The organism is Bacillus sp. FG16 (genome assembly GCF_057809515.1).
The window spans coordinates 71,763-90,973 of record NZ_JBMDKC010000004.1 but is presented as its reverse complement, the minus strand read 5'-3'; the positions used below and the strand labels follow the sequence as shown (position 1 = coordinate 90,973).

Sequence of the window (19,211 nt, the reverse complement as noted above, 5' to 3'; positions counted from 1 at the left end):
TTGGAAATATGAAAAAATTATTTAGGAAATTAAGATTCCTTCTAGTATTTGTAGTATTACTAGTTGGATGTCAACAAGAAGAGAATAATGTAGAACAAAAATCTACTACTAAAAAAACTGAGGAAAAGGCACAAATAACAAAAGCAGAAGAGCAATCTATTCAAGATGTTATTAATACATTTGTGCGAACGACGAATGAAAAAAATCTTGCAGAACATATGGAGTTATTTTCAAAGAAGATGCCTAGTGCTGAAGACTTAAAAACACAAAAAGAAGCCGCATTTCAAAAGGGAAATAAGAAGATTGAATTGGAACATATAGATATGAAAGCTAGTAAAGTAGGGTATGTTATTGTTGAAACGAAAGAAAAGGAAGTAGACGATAGTGTCACTCTTCAAAAGAAAGTACAGTATGCTCTTGGGAAAGAAGATGAGAAATGGAAGATTGAAGAGGTTCGCACGATAGAGAAAAAATGACGTGAAACTTTAATAAGTGTGGGAGTCGTACTTCCCAAAAATGGTATAAAAAAAGGTTCTCATTGGCGAGAACCTTTTTTTATAGTGGTAGCATAATTTGATTTGAGCATGCCTCAATATCATCAATATCTTGACGAATTGTGGCCATTTTGTTATCAAGATCTTCAGCTTTCATTGCTGCATCATGTAGTTCATCTTTTAAATACTCCGGTATTTTCCCTTCATATTTATAATAAAGTTTGTGCTCTAAACTTGCCCAAAAGTCCATCGCCAGTGTACGTAACTGAATTTCTGCAAATACATCTTTTGTACCAGAATTTAGTGATAAAGGGTATTTAATAATCATGTGTAAACTTTTATAGCCGTTTCCCTTTGGGTTAGCGATATAATCTTTTACTTCTATGACTTCCATATCTTCGCGTTTTTGAATGACTTCTTTCAAATGATAGATATCTTCTACGAAGCAACATGTAATACGAATACCAATAATATCTTGTAAATGTGTTTGAGCGTTTTCAACTGTTGGTAACAAGCTTTTGCGCTCTAGTTTTTTAATAATACTTTCAGGTTGTTTTAGTCTTGTTTTTATATGTTCAAACGGGTTGTAATCCTCTAGAAATTGAGCTTCCCGGTTCATAATTTCAAATTTAGTTTTTAACTCTTCTAAAGCAAATGTATATGGTAATACAAAAGCTTTCCAGTAGTTAACTGTTGATTGATTATATTCCATTTATATACACACCTTTTCCTATTTACAAGTGAGGTTGTTATTATACTAAATACCAAATCATATAAGCACAAGCAGCAAATGATGAGATCATAAAGCGATATTTAGTTTTCATACTTTCAACTCCTTTCGAGTAAGATTCTATATAAATAAACTTGATTGTTAATAAGTTCACTATGTACAGTTTCTATAGTAATAGATTCGTGTGAATTTCGTATGAACTAATTGTTTCAGCTTTTTGTCTTTTTTGCTGTTAATCATAATTATTATTCGGATTTAAAGTGTTTTCATTTGATTTATCTATTTGTATAAATTAATGTATATTTAAATTTATAGTTATTAAGGAGGATATATGGTGAACTTTGAAGAATTAGCAATTGCTAGACGTTCTGCAATGAAATTTATACAAGGTATAGAAATCCCTAATGAGGATTTTAAAAAAATATTTGAGTTAACTAAGCTTTCTCCATCTTGCTATAATTTGCAGCACACACATTATGTTGTAATTCGTGATCAAGAGCGAAAAGAAAGATTAAAAGAATTAGCTTTTGGTCAATATAAAGTATCGAGTGCATCAGCGGTAGTGCTCGTTTGTGGTGATAAAAAAGCATACCAAAATGTTGAAAATATTTACTTCGGTATGAAAGTTTTAAAGATGATTGATGAATGCGAATATGAAGATACAATTAGGCAAACGAAAGGGTTATATGAAGGAAAAGGAGAGCGTTTCATGGAGGATGAAGCGATTAGAAATGCTTCGTTAAGCGCGATGACTTTTATGTACGCAGCTAAATATTATGGCTATGATACATGTCCAATGATTGGTTTCGATGAAAAAGCAGTACAAAGTGAATTAAATATGCCCGAGCATATAGTACCTGTTTTAATGATTACGATAGGAAAAAGTGATAAGACTCAAACTCGCCCACGAGGGTATCGAAAGCCGATTAGTGAGTTTGTTACATACGAATCGTTTTAATAAAATTTATTTAACTATAAAAACAAGGGGATTCTAAATGGAATCTTCTTGTTTTGCAATTGACAAATAGAATGAAGTTTTATAATATATAAATCGTAATCATTACGTTTTAGTTTGCGATCTTTGAAAGAAAGGAGAATTACCTATGCGTGTAAATATTACATTAGCTTGTACGGAGTGCGGTGATCGTAATTATATTTCTAAAAAAAATAAACGAAACAATCCAGAACGCATCGAACTAAAAAAATATTGTCCACGATTAAAGCGAGTAACGTTACATCGTGAGACGAAGTAGAAGACTAGAGATATCTCTAGTCTTTTTTTGTTAATAAGTTTTGGTTTTCTTTGTTATAATTACCTTAAATTGTAACAAAGGAGAGAGCATGGTGAATCAAAAATATAAAGAAAGAAAAGAGCACGTAGCTCATATTATTGAAATTCCAGATGAATATAGGCTTGTTGTAGATGATCAAGAAGGGGTTGATGACCCGTATCATCTATTATGGTGGGGACATAAAGATGATGAGGAGAAACAGATACAAATTACATTAAATAGACATACTGGTAATTTAATTGAATTTAGGATAGATGATGGAAATTCTTTTTCGAGTGATAAGGGAGCGATAGAGGAGAATAAAGCAAGAGAGGTTGCAAATACATTCTTAAAAAAATATACAAAAGAAGGGTATGAATTCTATACATATGTAACGGTTAAGGACGACAGGCGCGGTTGGAAAGAAGTAAATTATATGCAAGCGGTGAATAGCTATCCTTTTCCGAATACAGGGTGTGTTGTGCGAGTGCACCCTTCAGGTAATGTTGTGCATTTTCATTACAATGGACAAAAAGCCATAGAGAAAAAACCGTTATGGCCAAGTGAAATTGTTGGGGAGAATATCGTTTTAGAAAATTTGAAAGCTAGACAAAATATGAGACTTGTATTTGTAGATTTAACATACTCTTCATGTGAGTATGAAAACGGTGGAGAAGTAACAGGGTACCATCTTGTATATGAACCAGAGCCTAGTCATGCGTTTATTGATGCCAGTACAGGTAAAGATTTATATGGGCCAGAACACTATAAATTACCTTCTACAGTACTTGTTGATAAACCGCTAAAGAGTAGTCAAAAAAAAGATGTGTTTGATTTATTTGATTGGGACAAGGGGAAGTTTGTCAAAATAGATGAAAAAGTAGATGAGGATGAAGTCCGGATAAAATTTGTATTAAAAGAAGAATTACAAAAAGAAATAGAAGAGAAGGATTCATATTCAATGGATGAGTTTTATAAAAAACATTTTCCAATGTTGAAGCATGATGAATTCGTTGTAATTACTCTAGATAAAGAAACAAATCAATTGCTTTCTTTTTTTATGTGGAAGGATGAGAAAAAAAGGAAAACAATCTTATCAAGAGAGCAATGTTTAAGCAAAGCACTTCAATTTTTAGAGCATACTATCCCAGATGAGACAAAGTATGTTCAACTTTGGGATAATTATGAGGAGGAAGAGGGGATAGAGCGGTTTTTCTTTTCAATGTATGTAAATGACATTCATGTAGAGCGGAAATATATTATGATCAACATCAATGCAGAAAATGGTGCTGTTATGCACTACTCGGGGGAATCTAGCGACTTTATAAAAGAAGTACTTACATATGAAACAACACCAAAAGTAATAAAAGAAAAAGCGTTAGAAATATACAGAGAGGCTATCCGAGTTAAATTAGAATGGTTTTTAGATCATGATGCAGAGGAAACGAAATACAAACTACTGTACAAACAAACGACAGATGAAAAACATAAAGAACCTTTTGATTGTAGTCGGGAAATTTGTTATATTGATGCCCAAACTGAGAGAAAGATTTGGAGTAAGTAAAATAAAAAGAGTTATTTTTCAAAGAATATAAAAATAACTCTTTTTATTATTATAATTTGCCTGTTCGTTTTTCAAAAGTAAATGTGATAGGAAGATGGGAAGAAGAACTATCACTTTTAAATATTACTTTCCATTCTTTAGTATGGGATTTAATTTCAAAATTAAGAAGATTCATCGCTCTACGTTTATCTATTTCTAAAAACATATTATGAATTTCTGGTTCTTGCTGTAAATTAAGAGCCTTTAGTGTGACTGTTAATGTGAAAAAATTTTGCCCTTCATATACTATTTTTGATATTTTTGTTTTTTGTGTATTTAACAGTATATAAAAACGGTCTGATGGAGTTAATTGTACAGAGTCATCAGTAATTTCATTCTCGCTATTATAAAGTTCGACTAAGAAAGATGTACTATGGGAAGAATCTTTTTTGCTTGTAATCTGTAATTCAGTAGGAATCATCGGTATTTCATAAAAATCATTCCTTATTATGTTATTGTAATCCTTTGAAAATTTGTGGACTTCTTTTGGAAAAGAGTCTTCTTGTGTACTTAAAAAAGTTTTAAGTTGCTTTGGAGTTTTTTTACTAAAATTTAATGTTTCTTTAAAGTAATAATTGGATCCAGTTAAAAATAAAAAACTACAAATTAATAAAAAAATTCGATAGGGATTTTGAAAGTGAAAGAACAGTAGTATACATGTAATAAATCCAATTACATAGAAAATAAAGATAAGTAGTTCTAGTTTTGAATGAAAGGAGAAACCATAATTATGAAAAAATTTCATTCCAATTATAATTTGAGCTCCAAAAAACAAAGAAATTCCAAATTGAAAAAATAATAAATCAGGCCCTCTCTTAATAACAAAAGTAATGAACGAAATGAAAAGTAAAAATACCCCTAAATAAATTGTTACATTTAATAATCGATCTAATGTAAGCATGAATAGTGTCCCCTTTAATAGCATATTCATATATAAATAACAATTTTATATAATTATAATATAACAATAAAATATTTTAAATGTTGGAAGTGTTGGGTTTTATAAATAAACTGTACAGACACAAACAACCTCACGCCCACATACACATAATAAAGACCACTATTTTGGCGGAGGTGAAAGGTTTGAGTCTATTCGCCGCAATTGGATATATGGTTCGAGAAGTGTTTGTCTTTGTTTCTTATGTGAAGAACAATGCGTTCCCGCAGCCGTTATCATCAGATGATGAGAGAAAGTACTTAGAGTTAATGGAGCAAGGTGATGCTCAAGCGAGAAATCTTTTAATTGAACATAATTTACGGCTTGTAGCTCATATCGTTAAAAAATTTGAGAACACAGGAGAAGATGCAGAAGATTTAATTTCAATTGGTACGATCGGGCTTATTAAAGCGATCGAGAGCTATTCCGCAGGAAAGGGAACAAAGCTTGCGACGTATGCAGCACGCTGTATTGAAAATGAAATTTTGATGCATTTACGTGTACTAAAGAAAACGAAAAAAGATGTTTCACTTCATGATCCGATTGGGCAAGATAAAGAGGGGAATGAAATATCGCTTATTGATATATTAAAATCAGAGTCTGAAGATGTAATTGATATGATTCAGCTTAGTATGGAGTTAGAAAAAATTAAAGAGTATATCGATATTTTAGACGAAAGAGAAAAAGAAGTGATTGTGAAACGTTTTGGACTTGGGCTTGATAAAGAGAAAACACAGCGGGAAATCGCTAAGGCGCTTGGCATTTCTAGAAGCTACGTATCACGAATTGAAAAGCGTGCCTTAATGAAAATGTTCCACGAGTTTGTAAGGGCAGAGAAAGAGAAAAAAGCGAAAGAATAAAGTGTATTAGAAGCAGCCGTATTTTAAAATAGGCTGCTTTTTTTTTGTAAATAAGAAAAGAAAACGCGTTATGCTAAGAAGAAATACATGTTCACTGTTGAAAATGGCGGATTCTATCTGTAATATTAGAAGGTGCTAAATAATTTAAGAATAATACCATACTTAGTTTTCTGCATGTATAATAAGGCTGCTTTATATGATATGTGGGAATAAGAACCAATTTTACATATGATATAGAAAGAAAAGAAGGGAAAACTAAAGTTATAGACTGATTAGGAGGTTTCGCAATTTGCGACGTACATTATATCGACTTATGATAGAACTTACAAATGGTCGCTTTACTTCTTATATATTACGTAAATTTGCACAATCTCGTTTGAGCTCTATCATTATTCCATCGTATGCGAAAGTTTTTCAAATTAATCAAGATGAGATGGAAAAGGGCTTGAAGGAATATAGAACATTGCATGATTTATTTACGCGTAAGCTAAAAGAAGGAATGCGTAGTATTGATACAGATGCATCGAGTATCGTTAGTCCTGTTGATGGTGTTTTTGCAGATCATGGTCCTATTGAGGACACAAAGACATTTGATATTAAAGGTAAGCGTTATTCAATTGTGGATATGCTAGGTAATGAAGAACGTGCAACGCGATATGCAGGCGGTACATATATGGTAATTTATTTGAGTCCAAGTCATTATCATCGCATTCATAGTCCGCTTTCTGGTTCTGTGACTGAAAGATTTGTACTCGGTAGAAAATCATATCCGGTAAATGCAGCTGGTATGGAATACGGGAAAGAACCGTTGTCAAAAAATTATCGTTCTGTTACAGAAGTAAGCAGTGATGGCGAGCATATGGCTCTTGTAAAAGTAGGTGCTATGTTTGTTAATAGTATTGAGCTTTTGCATGAAAGAGATACTGTTCAAAAAGGTGAAGAAATGGCATACTTTACATTTGGTTCAACAGTTGTGTTATTGTTTGAAAAAGATATGATAGAAGTAGTGCAGGAATTGAAGAGTGGACAAGAGCTTCGTCTGGGTGAAAAAATTGCTACTCGATTAACTCACAAATAAAGAAAAGTTTTTATAACCGTAAGTAAGAGTTATGGGCAAAGATACTTAATGATGAAATCCCCTAGATGGGAGTACTTGTTTATTCGAGAGCCATCGTAGGATGGCTCTTTTTACAGGTCATCCAATCATTTATCCCGTAACTGTTTGATTGGTACGGGATGATTAAAGTTTCGCTTTATATGTAATCAAGAAGATTTGACAAGCTTGTCCTCTAATGAGCGTCTAATAATTTCTTGTTTTATAAGTAAAATGAAGTCGGGATTTAATTTTAGTTCTTTTGCTTTATAATAAGACTCAGTGAGTAACTCAGTAGATAACTGTTCCATATGTTTTGTTTTCAAGGTGAGTCACCTCCTAATAATATAAGGATTGATTCGTTGATGCATTTAATGTACCAAAAAAATATGACAGTCACAAACGAGTGGTTATCCACATACCTAGGTGGATAAGGTGTGTATAGAATGTTAGTAAATTCCAAATTAACTGAAAAATTAATGTGGAAAATGTGTACAATTTTATCCACAGGTTATATATCGAAAAATGTTGTCGAAAAATTTTATGAAAAATCCTCAAAGAGGTGAAAGAAATTGAAGCTATTTTTACCGAATGAATATGTGAAAAATATATATCATGTTCAACCAGAAGATTTGAAAAAACGTGGAATTAAAGGCGTTATTACTGATTTAGATAACACTTTAATTGAATGGGATCGTCCAAATGCAACGCCGCAACTTGAAGAATGGTTCTTAAAAATGAAAGAGCAAGGCATCCAAGTAACGGTCGTTTCAAATAATAATGAGCAACGTGTAAAAGATTTTGCTGATCCATTAGGTATTCCATTTATTCATAGTGCACGTAAACCATTTGTCCGAGCGTTTAAGCGTGCGATACAAGAGATGCATCTGCAGGCAGAGGAAGTTGTAGTAATTGGAGATCAGTTACTGACTGACGTGCTTGGTGGAAATCGAGTAGGACTTCATACAATTTTAGTTGTACCGGTAGCACAAACGGACGGATTAGTGACGCGCTTTAATCGGAAAATTGAACGAAGAATCATGAAAAATATGAAGAAAAAAGGTTTAATTAACTGGGAGGAATAAAGTTTGACTGAAACAATTAAATGTATTGGTTGCGGTGTAGAAATTCAAACAGAAAATAAAAACGAAGTGGGGTATGCTCCTACCTCATCTTTAGAGAAAGAACAAATCATTTGTCAACGTTGTTTTCGCTTGAAGCATTACAATGAAATTCAAGATGTATCGTTAACAGATGATGACTTCCTACGCATTTTAAATGGAATTGGAAAATCAGATGCATTAGTAGTCAAAATTGTAGATATTTTTGATTTTAATGGTAGCTGGTTACCTGGCTTACATCGTTTCGTAGGAAATAATAAAGTATTACTTGTTGGAAATAAAGCTGATTTAATTCCAAAGTCAGTAAAACATGATAAAGTAAAGCATTGGATGCGCTATAGTGCAAAGCAGCTAGGATTAAAACCAGAAGATGTCTTTTTAATTAGTGCAGCGAAGGGACAAGGAATTGCTGAACTAGCAGATGCTATTGAGTATTATCGCGGCGGCAAAGATGTTTACGTTGTTGGATGTACGAATGTAGGGAAATCGACATTTATTAATCGTATGATTAAAGAATTTAGTGATGAGACTGAAAATGTAATTACAACATCTCATTTCCCAGGAACAACACTGGATTTAATTGATATTCCATTAGACGAAGAATCTTCTTTATATGATACGCCAGGTATTATTAACCACCACCAAATGGCTCATTATGTTGGAAAGCAGAGCTTAAAGCTTATTACACCAACAAAAGAAATTAAGCCGATGGTATTCCAATTAAATGAAGAACAAACGTTATTCTTTAGTGGATTGGCACGCTTTGATTATGTAAGTGGTGGTCGTCGTGCGTTTACTTGTCACTTCTCGAATCGCTTAACAATCCATCGTACAAAGCTTGAGAAAGCAGATGAATTATATAAAAATCATGCTGGGGATTTACTAAGCCCACCAACGCCAGAAGAATTAGCAAATATGCCTGAGTTAGTGAAATACGAATTTAATATTCGTGAACCAAAGACGGATGTTGTATTCTCTGGATTAGGATGGGTTACTGTGAACGAACCAGGAGCAAAAATTGTTGCACACGTACCAAAAGGAGTAAGTGTTTCACTACGTAAATCTTTAATTTAATATGGAGAGGGATTTATGAAACAATTATATGGTGTAATCGGAAATCCAATTGGACATTCATTATCACCCGTTATGCATAACGATGCATTTGAACACTTGAATATGGATGCCCATTATCATGCATTCCTTATTGAAGAGGAAGCGCTAGGGGAAGCAGTAAGAGGTTTAAAAGCATTAGGTATTTCAGGATTTAATGTAACAACTCCGCACAAGGTTGCTATTATGGAGTATTTGGATGAGATTGATCCATTGGCAAGGAAAATCGGTGCAGTAAATACAGTGGTTCATAAGAATGGAAGGTTGATTGGCTACAACACAGATGGAATTGGTTTTGTTCGAGCGCTGCAGTCAATTAGTAATGAACCACTTCAAGGGAAACGTATTTTGTTACTTGGTGCAGGTGGTGCTAGCCGAGCTATTTATTTTTCTCTTGCTGATGTAGGTGTAAAAGAGATTGATGTAGCCAATCGTACAGTAGATAAGGCAAAAGAACTTATTGCTGCACGTACGGCCGATGTTAATTCTGATGCTTTGTCGTTAGAAAAAGCGACAGAAGAACAAGGAAATTATGATATTATCATTCAGACGACAACAATAGGTATGCATCCACACGTCGAACATACGCCATTACAAATTTGTTCGTTAAAAAAAGGAACGATTGTATCAGATATAATTTATAATCCATTTGAAACGAAAATTTTATGTGAGGCAAAAGAGCAAGGTGCAATCATTCAAAATGGTATTGATATGTTTGTTTATCAAGGAGCACTTGCATTTGAAATGTGGACAGGACGTGTACCAAATATTGATCGAATGAAACAATTAGTTATAGAAAAGCTTGGAGGCTAACATATATGTTAACAGGAAAACAAAAAAGATTTTTACGTGCACAAGCACATCATTTAACACCAATTTTTCAAGTAGGAAAAGGCGGAGTAAATGAAAATATGGTGAAACAAATTGGAGAAGCGTTAGAAGTTCGTGAACTATTTAAAGTGAGCGTATTACAAAACTGTGAATTTGATCGTCGTGAAGTTGCAGAAGAACTTGCACAAGGTGCACGTGCTGAAATCGTTCAAGTAATTGGAAGTACAATCGTTTTATACAAAGAATCAAGAGAAAATAAGCAGATTAAGCTTCCTCGATAAAAAGATTAGCATGCGCTATTTTTATCGCTGATGCGTAATGATGTAGAGAGCGAAACCAATTGAACTTTTATTAATAGCAATTCTCTTCATTCTTAACCGAGGAGAGTTGCTGTATGTAAAAGGAAGGGGCGTTTCTTTTGAGGAAAATTGGCATCATTGGCGGTACATTTGATCCGCCTCACTATGGACATTTGCTAATTGCAAATGAAGTATATCACGCTTTGAACTTGGAAGAAGTATGGTTCTTGCCAAATCAGATTCCGCCACATAAACAAGGGCGGAATATTACAAGTGTAGAAAGTCGTTTACATATGTTAGAGCTCGCGACTGAGGCAGAAGAACACTTTTCTATTTGTTTAGAAGAGCTAAGTAGGAAGGGCCCATCTTATACGTATGACACTATGTTACAATTGACGAAGAAGTATCCGGATGTGCAGTTTCACTTTATTATTGGTGGGGATATGGTTGAGTATTTACCGAAGTGGTATAACATTGAAGCTTTACTTAATCTTGTAACGTTTGTTGGAGTTGCAAGACCTGGGTATACATTGCATACACCATATAAGATTACTACAGTGGAAATTCCGGAATTTGCAGTTTCTTCATCCTTATTACGTGAGAGATATAAGGAGAAGAAAACGTGTAAATATTTACTTCCTGAAAAAATACAGGTATATATCGAGAGGAATGGGTTGTATGAATCGTGAGAATGCACTGCATATTGTCAAACAACAAATGCATGAAAAACGTTATATACACACAATTGGTGTAATGGAGACAGCGCTTGAGCTTGCTAAGTTATACGGTGTGGACGAGAAAAAAGCAGAGATGGCAGCTATATTCCATGATTATGCGAAATGTAGAGCAATTTCAGAGATGGAAGAGATTATTAAACGTGAAGATTTGCCGAAAGATTTACTTTGCTATAATAAAGAGTTGTGGCATGCGCCTGTTGGGGCATACTTAGTAGAAAAAGAGGTAGGCATTACGGATTCTGAAATATTGCAAGCTATTACATATCATACAAGTGGTCATGAGAACATGACGATGTTAGATAAGGTGATTTATGTAGCTGATTACATTGAGCCAGGGCGAAAGTTTCCGGGTGTGGAAGAGGCTCGTAAACTCGCATATACGGATATAAATCAAGCTTTATTATTTGCCTTAAAAAGAACAATTCAATTTTTAATGGAAAAAAATCAGACGATTTATCCATTAACATTCCAAACATACAATGCAGTTATCAAGGAGGAAATGAGTAAATGAACGATAAAGATTTATTAGTATTAGCAGCAAAAGCAGCTGATGATAAAAGAGCAGAAGATATGGTTGTCCTAAATATGCAAGGTATTTCACCAATTGCAGATTATTTCATTATTTGTCACGGTAATTCAGATAAACAAGTGCAAGCAATTGCACGTGAAATTAAATCAAAAGCACATGAGTTCCAAATCGACGTACAACGTATGGAAGGTTTTGACGAAGCACGTTGGGTATTAGTTGATCTTGGAGATGTAGTTGCCCATGTATTCCATAAAGATGAGCGTAATCACTATAATTTAGAGCGTCTATGGGGCGATGTGCCACGTGAAGATATAACAGAAGAGCTAGGCCAATGAAATACGAACAATTTGCATTGTTGTACGACGAACTGATGAATGATGTCCCTTATGATAAATGGGTGGAATTCACAGAGGAAAGCTTGCAGCAGGCAGATATGAAAGAGGCAAAGATTCTTGATGTAGCATGCGGTACGGGTAATGTAACCCTTCCGCTTGTGCAAAAGGGTTACGATTTAATAGGTGTCGATCTTTCAGAAGAAATGTTAACAGTCGCTCAGCAAAAACTAGGAGGAGAGGGATACTTTATTCCTTTTTACCAACAAGACATGCGAGAGCTTGATGTTCCAGGTGAGTTTGACTGTGTCACTATCTTTTGTGATTCATTAAATTATGTATTGCAAGAAGATGGAGTGCAAGAAACATTTAGAAGAGTGTTTCACCATTTACGCCAAGATGGTTTGTTTTTATTTGATGTACATTCTCTATATAAAATACATCATGTATTTCAAAATGAAACGTATACAGTGAATGGAGAAGAAATATCTCTTATTTGGAATTGCTTCCCTGGTGAAGAATCAAATAGTGTAGAGCATGATTTAACATTCTTTGTTCAAGATCCGGAAGAAGATGTGTACCATCGGTTTGACGAATGTCACGTGCAACGTGCATATCAAGTGGAAGAGTTAACGAAATGGCTTGAAGAAGCGGGTTTTACAGTTCTTCGTGTAACAGGTGATTTTGAGCGACTTGAAGTTACAGAACAAACAGAGCGTATTTTCTTCATGGCGAAGAAAAACGGATAAAACAAATAAAACAAAAGCAACCGAGAAGGTTGCTTTTGTTTTATAAAGAAGATGTATTTTTAGTTCTAGCATAATCTGAAGATCGTATGCGTAAAGTGTGGGAATAGTAGTTGAAGTGAAAATGTATTGTAAAAAAGTAAGTATTTATAAAAAGGATTTGGAATGAAAATGACGTATTTATTATGTGTGTTTATTGAATTGCTGATCAACGCATTCTAAATCTTCATCAAATTTTTCATGTGTTCGCTCGATTAACTTATGGAACATATCTCCAACGTGTTCTTCTAAAACCCGAATGCCTTCCCCGGTAACGCCGCCTTTCACACAAACCTTTTCTTGTAAGGTAGGTAATGTGAAGATTTCTTTTTCAAGTAATTTCCCCATCCCCACGACCATTTCACTTACTAAAGTAGTAGCCTCTTCGTGTGTAATATTTGTTTTATCTACAGCAGCGTTAATGAAGCATTGTAGTAAATAACTAAAGAAAGCAGGACCGCAACTTGCTATATCAGATGAAACGCGCGTTATATCTTCTTCTATTACAAGAGGTGTAGAAATATTTTTGAATAGACGAAGTAGTTTTTGTTGCCATTCTTCAGAGCAATTATCTCCAAATGTAAATAGTGAGGCGCCAGAGAGGGCGCGATTTGTGATACTTGGAATAATACGTGCGACGTGGCACGGTACGAGAGTCTCTAATTGTGATGGAGATATTGGACTTGTAATAGAAACTAAGCACGTTTCATCAGAAAAATGTTCAGCATATTTTTTTAGGATAGGGTATATATCTATCGGCTTAACGCAAATAAAAATAAGTTGTGATTGTTCGATTACTTCCGGGATTGTTTTTGCTATATGAACAGAAGGGTATTTTTCTTTTATATGATATGCTTTGGCAGGCGTCCGATTAATGATTGTAAGGCACGAAGGTTTGACAGCACGGGTTTCTAAAAATGCATCGATTAGTATATTCCCCATGTTTCCTGTCCCTATAATTCCTATGTTCAAAGTTTCATCCCTCCTTCGTAACAGCTTTCTCCTAAACAATATGAATGATGTTATAAATTTATGATTAGAGGTGTAAAATGATGTGGGATTTTCCGAAAAAGTGGTTAGGTTTAGTAGCTATTATTGGAACTTTACTTTTTCTTGTTTTTTGGAAAACGAACCAGAGTATAGAACGAACGCCTATTACAATGAATGTGCAAGAGAAGGAGATAGAAAAAAAGGATAAACCGAAAATATCGGATACAAAGGAACAGAAAAGAACAATTATAATTGATGTGAAAGGAGCGGTTAGTAAAGAAGGTGTATATGAAATGAAGGAAGGAGATCGCGTAAAGGATGCGGTTCAAAAGGCTGGTGGTTTTTTATCAGAAGTAGATATGAAAAAAGTGAATTTAGCACAAATTGTACAAGATCAAATGCTTCTTTATATACCGAGTAAAAATGAGTCAGAACAAGGGATGTTTACTTCTTCTAAGGAAGATGGCAAGATTCGAATAAATACAGCGGCGAAAGAGCAATTGGAAAAAATTACGGGGATTGGTTCTCGAAAGGCAGAAAGTATTTTGAAATATCGAGAAGAACATGGTCCGTTTCAGAAAATAGAAGATTTATTAGAGATTGATGGGATTGGTGCGAAGTCTCTTGAAAAGATAAAAGGTCAAATTATTATTCCGTAAAAGATTGACGAAGTTTTTCTTCTTTCGCTACACTACAAGTAGACAAAAAAAGTAGGTGAAAAATATGGAACGAATTTCATGGGATCAATATTTTATGACGCAAAGCCATCTACTATCGTTACGTAGTACATGTACAAGGCTTGCGGTAGGAGCGACAATCGTTCGCGATAAAAGAATTATTGCTGGTGGATATAATGGTTCGATTAAAGGTGGCGTACATTGTATAGATGATGGTTGTTACGTAATCGATAATCATTGTGTTCGGACAATTCATGCCGAAATGAATGCTTTATTACAATGTGCCAAGTTTGGTGCGAAAACAGAGGAAGCAGAAATTTACGTTACGCATTTCCCTTGTTTACAATGTTGTAAGGCAATTATTCAAAGTGGTATTACAGCGGTTTATTATGCGCAGGATTATAAAAATCATCCATACGCCATAGAATTATTTGAACAAGCGAATGTAACAGTGAAGCACGTTCCGTTAGAATATGATATTGCTGCATTAGAGGAGCAAAAAAGTTATACGGAGTTAAAAGAATTATTTGCGTCTTTAGAAAAAGATAATTTATCAATGGAAGAATTACAGCATGTATTCACGAAAGCAAAAATGATGCTATAAGGAGTGAGTATAAGTTGCAGGAACAATGGGGGTATGTTGCAATCTCGTTTATAATAGGGATTGCAATTGCCTTTTCCTCGTCACTTTTATTGATAGTTTTTTGCCTCTTTTTAAATGTTTGCTTCTGTTTATATCGCACTTCGCGTAAAACCTTCATTTTTTGCATTGTAGCGTGCTTTAGTAGCGCTATATACACTTCCTGTGTTCAAGGGTGGAATAAGCCTCTAGGAGAGTCCTATGGGGTTACAAGAGGGGTTATACAAAATACGCCGCTTGTTAATGGGGATCGCCTATCTTTTCAATTTGAAGACCAGAATAAAAATATAGTACAGTTAAGTTATAGAATAAAATCAGCCTTGGAAAAGGAAAAGATGCAACAATTATACGCAGGGATATCATGTATATTCGAGGGTGAGAGGAAAGAACCGCAAACAGCTCGGAATTTTCATGGTTTTAATTACCGTGATTATTTATATAAGCAACATATTCATTTCACATTTGAGGCTACATATATTTCTGAATGCTATAAAACATCACTGTCGCTCATGCAATGGATTCTTCTTTTGAGGCAACAAGCAATTTCCGAAGTTACAGAAATGTTTCCGGAGCAATCAGGTGCTTTTATGAATGCGTTACTATTTGGTGATAGACAACAAATGACGTTTGAAGTAGAAGAGCAATATCAACAGTTTGGTCTTGTACACTTGTTAGCAATTTCAGGTTCGCACATTGTATTGTTAATGGGGATAGTATATTTTGTTTTGCTGAGAAGTGGTGCGACGAGGGAGGTAGCAACAATTTGCCTTATCGTCTGTATTCCTTTGTATATGGTTTTAGCAGGGGCGTCACCATCTGTTATAAGAGCTTCTATAACAGGAGTTTTGATGTTGATTGCTTTTATGTGCTCGATTCGTTTATCTAGTTTAGATGCTTTAAGTGTAACAGCTATATGTATGCTTATATATGACCCTTATCTTGTTTTTAATATTGGATTTCAGTTTTCTTTTGTAGGTAGCTTCGCTTTACTTTTGTCTGCTCCGCTATTATTAGGGAGTAGCAACGGAGTAATCCGAAATGCTATTTATATTTCTATCATTTCACAGCTCGTTAGTACTCCGATTTTGTTATATCACTTTGGTTATTTTTCTCCATATAGCATTTTCCTCAATCTCTTATACGTCCCGTTTTTATCTATCATTGTATTACCATGTAGCATTATTATTTTACTGTGTATGCCAATTGTCCCGTTTCTCGCAAAAGGATTTGCGAATGTATTATCAATAGGCTTGAGTATGTCTAATGATTTTCTAAGTTATTGTGAAAGTTTACCATTTACCCAGCTTGTTTTTGGGAAAACGCCCTTTAATCTTGTAGCTGTATATTGCGCGAGTATTGTCAGTATATTGATGGTTTGGGAAAGGAGAGCGCCGAAAAAAATGGTGTGTATAGTTGTAAGTGTATTTCTTTTTATTAGCACGTGTCATTATGTATATCCATATTTTAGAGAAAGCGGAAGTGTAACATTTATTGATGTTGGACAAGGTGATGCAATATTGATTCGCCTTCCGTATGATAAAGGGATTTATCTTATTGATACAGGTGGAACGCTTCGTGTGAATAAGGAAGAATGGCAACAAAAAAAGCATGAATTTTCTGTTGGAACTGATGTTTTAATACCCTATTTACAAAAGGAAGGTATTAAAACAATCGATAAATTAATCGTAACGCATGGAGATGCAGATCATATAGGTGCTGCGCAAGAATTATTATCATATATACCTGTAAAAGAAGTTGTATTTGGCCGAAAGGGAAAAGATGCAGTATTAGAAAAAGTAGTAAAGAAAAAGGCATTAGAAAAGGAAATGAAAATAACTGAAGTGGGGGAAGGGGAGAGTTGGAGTGTAAATGAAGCAGAATTTTTCGTTTTAGCTCCAAAAGGAAAAGAAAAAAGCGAAAATAACGCTTCAATTGTAATATGGGCAAAATTTGGAGGACTGACGTGGCTATTTACAGGCGATTTAGAAGAAGAAGGAGAGAAGTTTTTAGTATATGCGCATCCAGATTTGCGAGTGGATGTTTTAAAAGTTGCTCATCATGGGAGTAACACGTCATCTATAGAGTCTTTTTTGAACGTTATACAGCCCCGTGTAGCGATTATATCTGTTGGTAAGCAGAATAGATATGGACACCCGCATAAAGAAGTGATAGAGCGTTTTGAGAAGATGGGGAGTGCGATATGGCGCACGGACCAGCAAGGTGCTATTTCCTATGTTTTTAAAGGGGAAAATGGAACCTTTCAAAGTAAAATCACATATGATAAGACATATAATAGTTGAAAAAGAGAAGACTGCCATGAAGTGGCAGCCTTTAAGAACCGATAAATTTAATAACAGTTGCAATGATGAAAAGTGTTGCGAAAAAACCAAATGAGACGATAAATCCTACCCCTGAATCAATAGCGTCATTGCGTTTACTTTGAACGTTTTGTTCAAAATCATTCATTTAGAATCCCTCCCCAACATTCCACTTTAGTATAAAATATTGTCAGAAAAAAATCTACAATTTCCATGTGAAGAGAAAACGAGCTTTTTTGCTACTTTTAGATCATGAAGTAACGTAAGTTTTTTGTTTCCAAGCATGTTAACAGTTGGCACTTATACTCGAATTTTTATTGTGAATAATAAAGGGAAGGTGATTACCGCACACCAATAAGAAACCCGGGGCTTATTGCGTGGCGTTTAATATAAATAAAGGGACGGGTTATAAAGCCTGTTCCTTTGTACTTGTAAAACAAAAGCGAGGGCATTAGTATAAATATATATTGTCAAGTTAGGGAGTAGGAAAAAGTATGAGTGATATACATAAAAAAATTAAAAAGAAACAGTTCGCTCCGTTATATTTACTATATGGAACGGAAGCTTTTTTTATAAATGAAACGATAAAGCTTATTACGACAGAAGCACTTGAAGAGGAAGATAGAGAGTTTAATGTTGTGACATACGATTTGGAAGAAGCGTATTTAGAAGATGTGGTTGAGGATGCGCGTACGCTTCCTTTCTTTGGAGAACGAAAAGTACTGTTAATAAAATCACCGCTATTTCTGACTTCGCAAAAAGAAAAGTTAGAGCAAAATATAAAAATTTTAGAAGAATATATTGGTGAACCTTCTCCATTTTCTATTCTTGTTTTTGTTGCGCCTTACGAAAAACTTGATGAGCGAAAAAAAATTACAAAACTATTAAAGAAAACAGCAGATGTAGTAGAAGCGAATGCGATGCAAGTGCAGGATGTTCAGAAGTGGATTATTGCTCGGGCAGATGAAGTGCATGTGCACATTGATAACGCGGCTGTTAGTTTGTTGCTAGAGCTTGTGGGAAGTAATGTAACGATGTTGGCGAAGGAAATGGACAAGTTAACGTTATACGTTGGTATGGGCGGAGAGATTACGACGAAACTTGTTGCAGAGCTTGTGCCAAAATCAGTTGAGCAAAATGTATTTGCTTTGACAGAAAAAGTGGTGAAAAAAGATATTGCAGGTGCAATGCAAATTTTGGATGGATTATTTACGCAGCAGGAAGAACCGATTAAATTGCTTGCGTTATTAGTGAGTCAATTCCGTTTGTTGTATCAAGTGAAAGAGTTACAGCAACGTGGTTATGGGCAAAATCAAATTGCATCTCATATTGGTGTACATCCGTATCGTGTAAAGTTGGCGATGAATCAAACGAAATTTTTCTCTTTTGAAGAATTAAAAAAAGTGATTATAGAATTAGCGGAAGCTGATTATAGTATGAAGACGGGAAAGATGGATAAGAAACTTGTGCTCGAGTTTTTCTTAATGCGATTAAATCATATGTGATGACACAAAAAAGTTCATGTACTTAGTGCATGAACTTTTTTTGTATATAAAAAAACGATCCAAATGGATCGTTTTTTAAACGCCTTACGCGTTTACTTGTTTCGCTAAGCGAGATTTTTGACGAGATGCAGCGTTTTGGTGGATAAGACCTTTACGAGCTGCTTTGTCAAGTTTTTTAGAAGCAGTTTTGAAAGCTTCTTTAGCATTTTCAAGATCGTTATTAGTAACTAAAGCTTCTACAGTTTTAACAGCAGAACGCATGTCAGACTTGATAGAAGCGTTATGTGCACGACGCTCTTCGCTAAGTTTAGCGCGTTTGATAGCAGATTTGATGTTTGCCATACTTTTC

24 protein-coding genes are annotated in these 19,211 nt (G+C 34.5%); 18 read left to right on the top strand and 6 right to left on the bottom strand.

Annotation, left to right across the window (positions count from 1 at the left end):
- Window positions 1-8 precede the first annotated feature (8 nt).
- On the top strand, window positions 9-476 hold the full coding sequence (locus ACODS7_RS03175; protein WP_043936226.1) for a hypothetical protein: 468 nt from the start codon (window positions 9-11) through the stop codon (window positions 474-476).
- Between the two features lie 79 nt (window positions 477-555).
- Here ACODS7_RS03175 and ACODS7_RS03170 read toward each other — a convergent pair whose 3' ends face one another.
- Entirely contained in the window at window positions 556-1,206 is a 651-nt protein-coding gene (locus ACODS7_RS03170) for a GTP pyrophosphokinase (RefSeq protein ID WP_016080240.1), read from the bottom strand.
- A 349-nt stretch (window positions 1,207-1,555) separates the two neighbouring features.
- On the opposite strand from ACODS7_RS03170, the gene ACODS7_RS03165 reads away from it, so the two are divergent.
- From ACODS7_RS03165 to ACODS7_RS03155, 3 genes are all read left to right on the top strand, one after another.
- The gene (locus ACODS7_RS03165) at window positions 1,556-2,182 is read left to right on the top strand and encodes a nitroreductase family protein (protein WP_043936231.1); all 627 of its coding nucleotides are present in this window, start codon (window positions 1,556-1,558) and stop codon (window positions 2,180-2,182) included.
- A 145-nt stretch (window positions 2,183-2,327) separates the two neighbouring features.
- Window positions 2,328-2,477, top strand: coding sequence for a 50S ribosomal protein L33 (gene rpmG / locus ACODS7_RS03160; RefSeq protein ID WP_001265617.1), 150 nt, complete (start codon window positions 2,328-2,330; stop codon window positions 2,475-2,477).
- 88 nt (window positions 2,478-2,565) lie between these two features.
- Window positions 2,566-4,059, top strand: coding sequence for a YcdB/YcdC domain-containing protein (locus tag ACODS7_RS03155; protein ID WP_224981260.1), 1,494 nt, complete (start codon window positions 2,566-2,568; stop codon window positions 4,057-4,059).
- Between the two features lie 49 nt (window positions 4,060-4,108).
- Here the strand turns inward: ACODS7_RS03155 and ACODS7_RS03150 are convergent, their stop codons facing one another.
- Window positions 4,109-5,029 (bottom strand): hypothetical protein, encoded by a 921-nt coding sequence (locus ACODS7_RS03150; protein WP_082044871.1) that lies wholly within the window; start codon window positions 5,027-5,029, stop codon window positions 4,109-4,111.
- Window positions 5,030-5,181: 152 nt separating this feature from the next.
- Here ACODS7_RS03150 and sigK point away from each other — a divergent pair, with 152 nt between their 5' ends.
- Together sigK and ACODS7_RS03140 are read left to right on the top strand one after the other, a co-directional pair.
- Entirely contained in the window at window positions 5,182-5,895 is a 714-nt protein-coding gene (sigK, locus tag ACODS7_RS03145) for an RNA polymerase sporulation sigma factor SigK (RefSeq protein ID WP_000051382.1), read from the top strand.
- A 289-nt stretch (window positions 5,896-6,184) separates the two neighbouring features.
- Window positions 6,185-6,973, top strand: a complete 789-nt coding sequence (locus tag ACODS7_RS03140; protein WP_016080245.1) for a phosphatidylserine decarboxylase — start codon at window positions 6,185-6,187, stop codon at window positions 6,971-6,973.
- 185 nt (window positions 6,974-7,158) lie between these two features.
- On the opposite strand, the gene ACODS7_RS03135 is transcribed toward ACODS7_RS03140, so the two are convergent.
- On the bottom strand, window positions 7,159-7,314 hold the full coding sequence (locus ACODS7_RS03135; RefSeq protein ID WP_000850094.1) for a sporulation histidine kinase inhibitor Sda: 156 nt from the start codon (window positions 7,312-7,314) through the stop codon (window positions 7,159-7,161).
- Between the two features lie 246 nt (window positions 7,315-7,560).
- On the opposite strand from ACODS7_RS03135, the gene ACODS7_RS03130 reads away from it, so the two are divergent.
- From ACODS7_RS03130 to ACODS7_RS03095, 8 genes are all read left to right on the top strand, one after another.
- Window positions 7,561-8,073, top strand: coding sequence for a YqeG family HAD IIIA-type phosphatase (locus ACODS7_RS03130; RefSeq protein WP_224981262.1), 513 nt, complete (start codon window positions 7,561-7,563; stop codon window positions 8,071-8,073).
- A gap of 3 nt (window positions 8,074-8,076) precedes the next feature.
- On the top strand, window positions 8,077-9,183 hold the full coding sequence (yqeH, locus tag ACODS7_RS03125) for a ribosome biogenesis GTPase YqeH (protein ID WP_029443328.1): 1,107 nt from the start codon (window positions 8,077-8,079) through the stop codon (window positions 9,181-9,183).
- A gap of 15 nt (window positions 9,184-9,198) precedes the next feature.
- Window positions 9,199-10,032, top strand: coding sequence for a shikimate dehydrogenase (gene aroE / locus ACODS7_RS03120; protein ID WP_029443327.1), 834 nt, complete (start codon window positions 9,199-9,201; stop codon window positions 10,030-10,032).
- A 5-nt stretch (window positions 10,033-10,037) separates the two neighbouring features.
- Window positions 10,038-10,331 (top strand): ribosome assembly RNA-binding protein YhbY, encoded by a 294-nt coding sequence (gene yhbY / locus ACODS7_RS03115; protein WP_000955228.1) that lies wholly within the window; start codon window positions 10,038-10,040, stop codon window positions 10,329-10,331.
- Between the two features lie 137 nt (window positions 10,332-10,468).
- Window positions 10,469-11,038, top strand: a complete 570-nt coding sequence (gene nadD / locus ACODS7_RS03110; protein WP_243168191.1) for a nicotinate-nucleotide adenylyltransferase — start codon at window positions 10,469-10,471, stop codon at window positions 11,036-11,038.
- The gene (yqeK, locus tag ACODS7_RS03105; RefSeq protein WP_029443326.1) at window positions 11,028-11,597 is read left to right on the top strand and encodes a bis(5'-nucleosyl)-tetraphosphatase (symmetrical) YqeK; all 570 of its coding nucleotides are present in this window, start codon (window positions 11,028-11,030) and stop codon (window positions 11,595-11,597) included. The genes nadD and yqeK overlap by 11 nt, the downstream gene beginning before the upstream one ends.
- Window positions 11,594-11,950, top strand: a complete 357-nt coding sequence (rsfS, locus tag ACODS7_RS03100; protein WP_000998173.1) for a ribosome silencing factor — start codon at window positions 11,594-11,596, stop codon at window positions 11,948-11,950. Before yqeK ends, rsfS begins: the two co-directional genes overlap by 4 nt.
- On the top strand, window positions 11,947-12,696 hold the full coding sequence (locus ACODS7_RS03095) for a class I SAM-dependent methyltransferase (RefSeq protein WP_000873069.1): 750 nt from the start codon (window positions 11,947-11,949) through the stop codon (window positions 12,694-12,696). The genes rsfS and ACODS7_RS03095 overlap by 4 nt, the downstream gene beginning before the upstream one ends.
- A 180-nt stretch (window positions 12,697-12,876) precedes the next feature.
- On the opposite strand, the gene comER is transcribed toward ACODS7_RS03095, so the two are convergent.
- A complete protein-coding gene (comER, locus tag ACODS7_RS03090; RefSeq protein ID WP_001020554.1) occupies window positions 12,877-13,704 on the bottom strand; it encodes a late competence protein ComER in 828 nt (275 codons plus the stop codon).
- 77 nt (window positions 13,705-13,781) lie between these two features.
- Between comER and ACODS7_RS03085 the strand changes: the two genes are divergently transcribed.
- The 3 genes from ACODS7_RS03085 (at window position 13,782) to ACODS7_RS03075 (ending at window position 17,339) form a co-directional block, all read left to right on the top strand.
- Window positions 13,782-14,381 carry a helix-hairpin-helix domain-containing protein gene (locus tag ACODS7_RS03085; protein ID WP_050844534.1) on the top strand — a complete coding sequence of 200 codons (600 nt, stop codon included), beginning with the start codon at window positions 13,782-13,784 and terminating at the stop codon, window positions 14,379-14,381.
- Between the two features lie 64 nt (window positions 14,382-14,445).
- A complete protein-coding gene (locus ACODS7_RS03080; protein WP_029443324.1) occupies window positions 14,446-15,003 on the top strand; it encodes a ComE operon protein 2 in 558 nt (185 codons plus the stop codon).
- 14 nt (window positions 15,004-15,017) lie between these two features.
- On the top strand, window positions 15,018-17,339 hold the full coding sequence (locus ACODS7_RS03075; protein ID WP_243168192.1) for a DNA internalization-related competence protein ComEC/Rec2: 2,322 nt from the start codon (window positions 15,018-15,020) through the stop codon (window positions 17,337-17,339).
- 31 nt (window positions 17,340-17,370) lie between these two features.
- On the opposite strand, the gene ACODS7_RS03070 is transcribed toward ACODS7_RS03075, so the two are convergent.
- Window positions 17,371-17,505, bottom strand: coding sequence for a YqzM family protein (locus ACODS7_RS03070; protein WP_000997609.1), 135 nt, complete (start codon window positions 17,503-17,505; stop codon window positions 17,371-17,373).
- A gap of 346 nt (window positions 17,506-17,851) precedes the next feature.
- Between ACODS7_RS03070 and holA the strand changes: the two genes are divergently transcribed.
- Complete coding sequence (gene holA, locus ACODS7_RS03065) at window positions 17,852-18,862, top strand: DNA polymerase III subunit delta (RefSeq protein WP_016080251.1); 1,011 nt, start codon at window positions 17,852-17,854, stop codon at window positions 18,860-18,862.
- Between the two features lie 84 nt (window positions 18,863-18,946).
- Here holA and rpsT read toward each other — a convergent pair whose 3' ends face one another.
- Window positions 18,947-19,204: a 30S ribosomal protein S20 gene (gene rpsT, locus ACODS7_RS03060; RefSeq protein ID WP_001274012.1), complete on the bottom strand. Its 258-nt coding sequence runs from the start codon at window positions 19,202-19,204 to the stop codon at window positions 18,947-18,949.
- Between the last annotated feature and the right edge of the window lie 7 nt (window positions 19,205-19,211).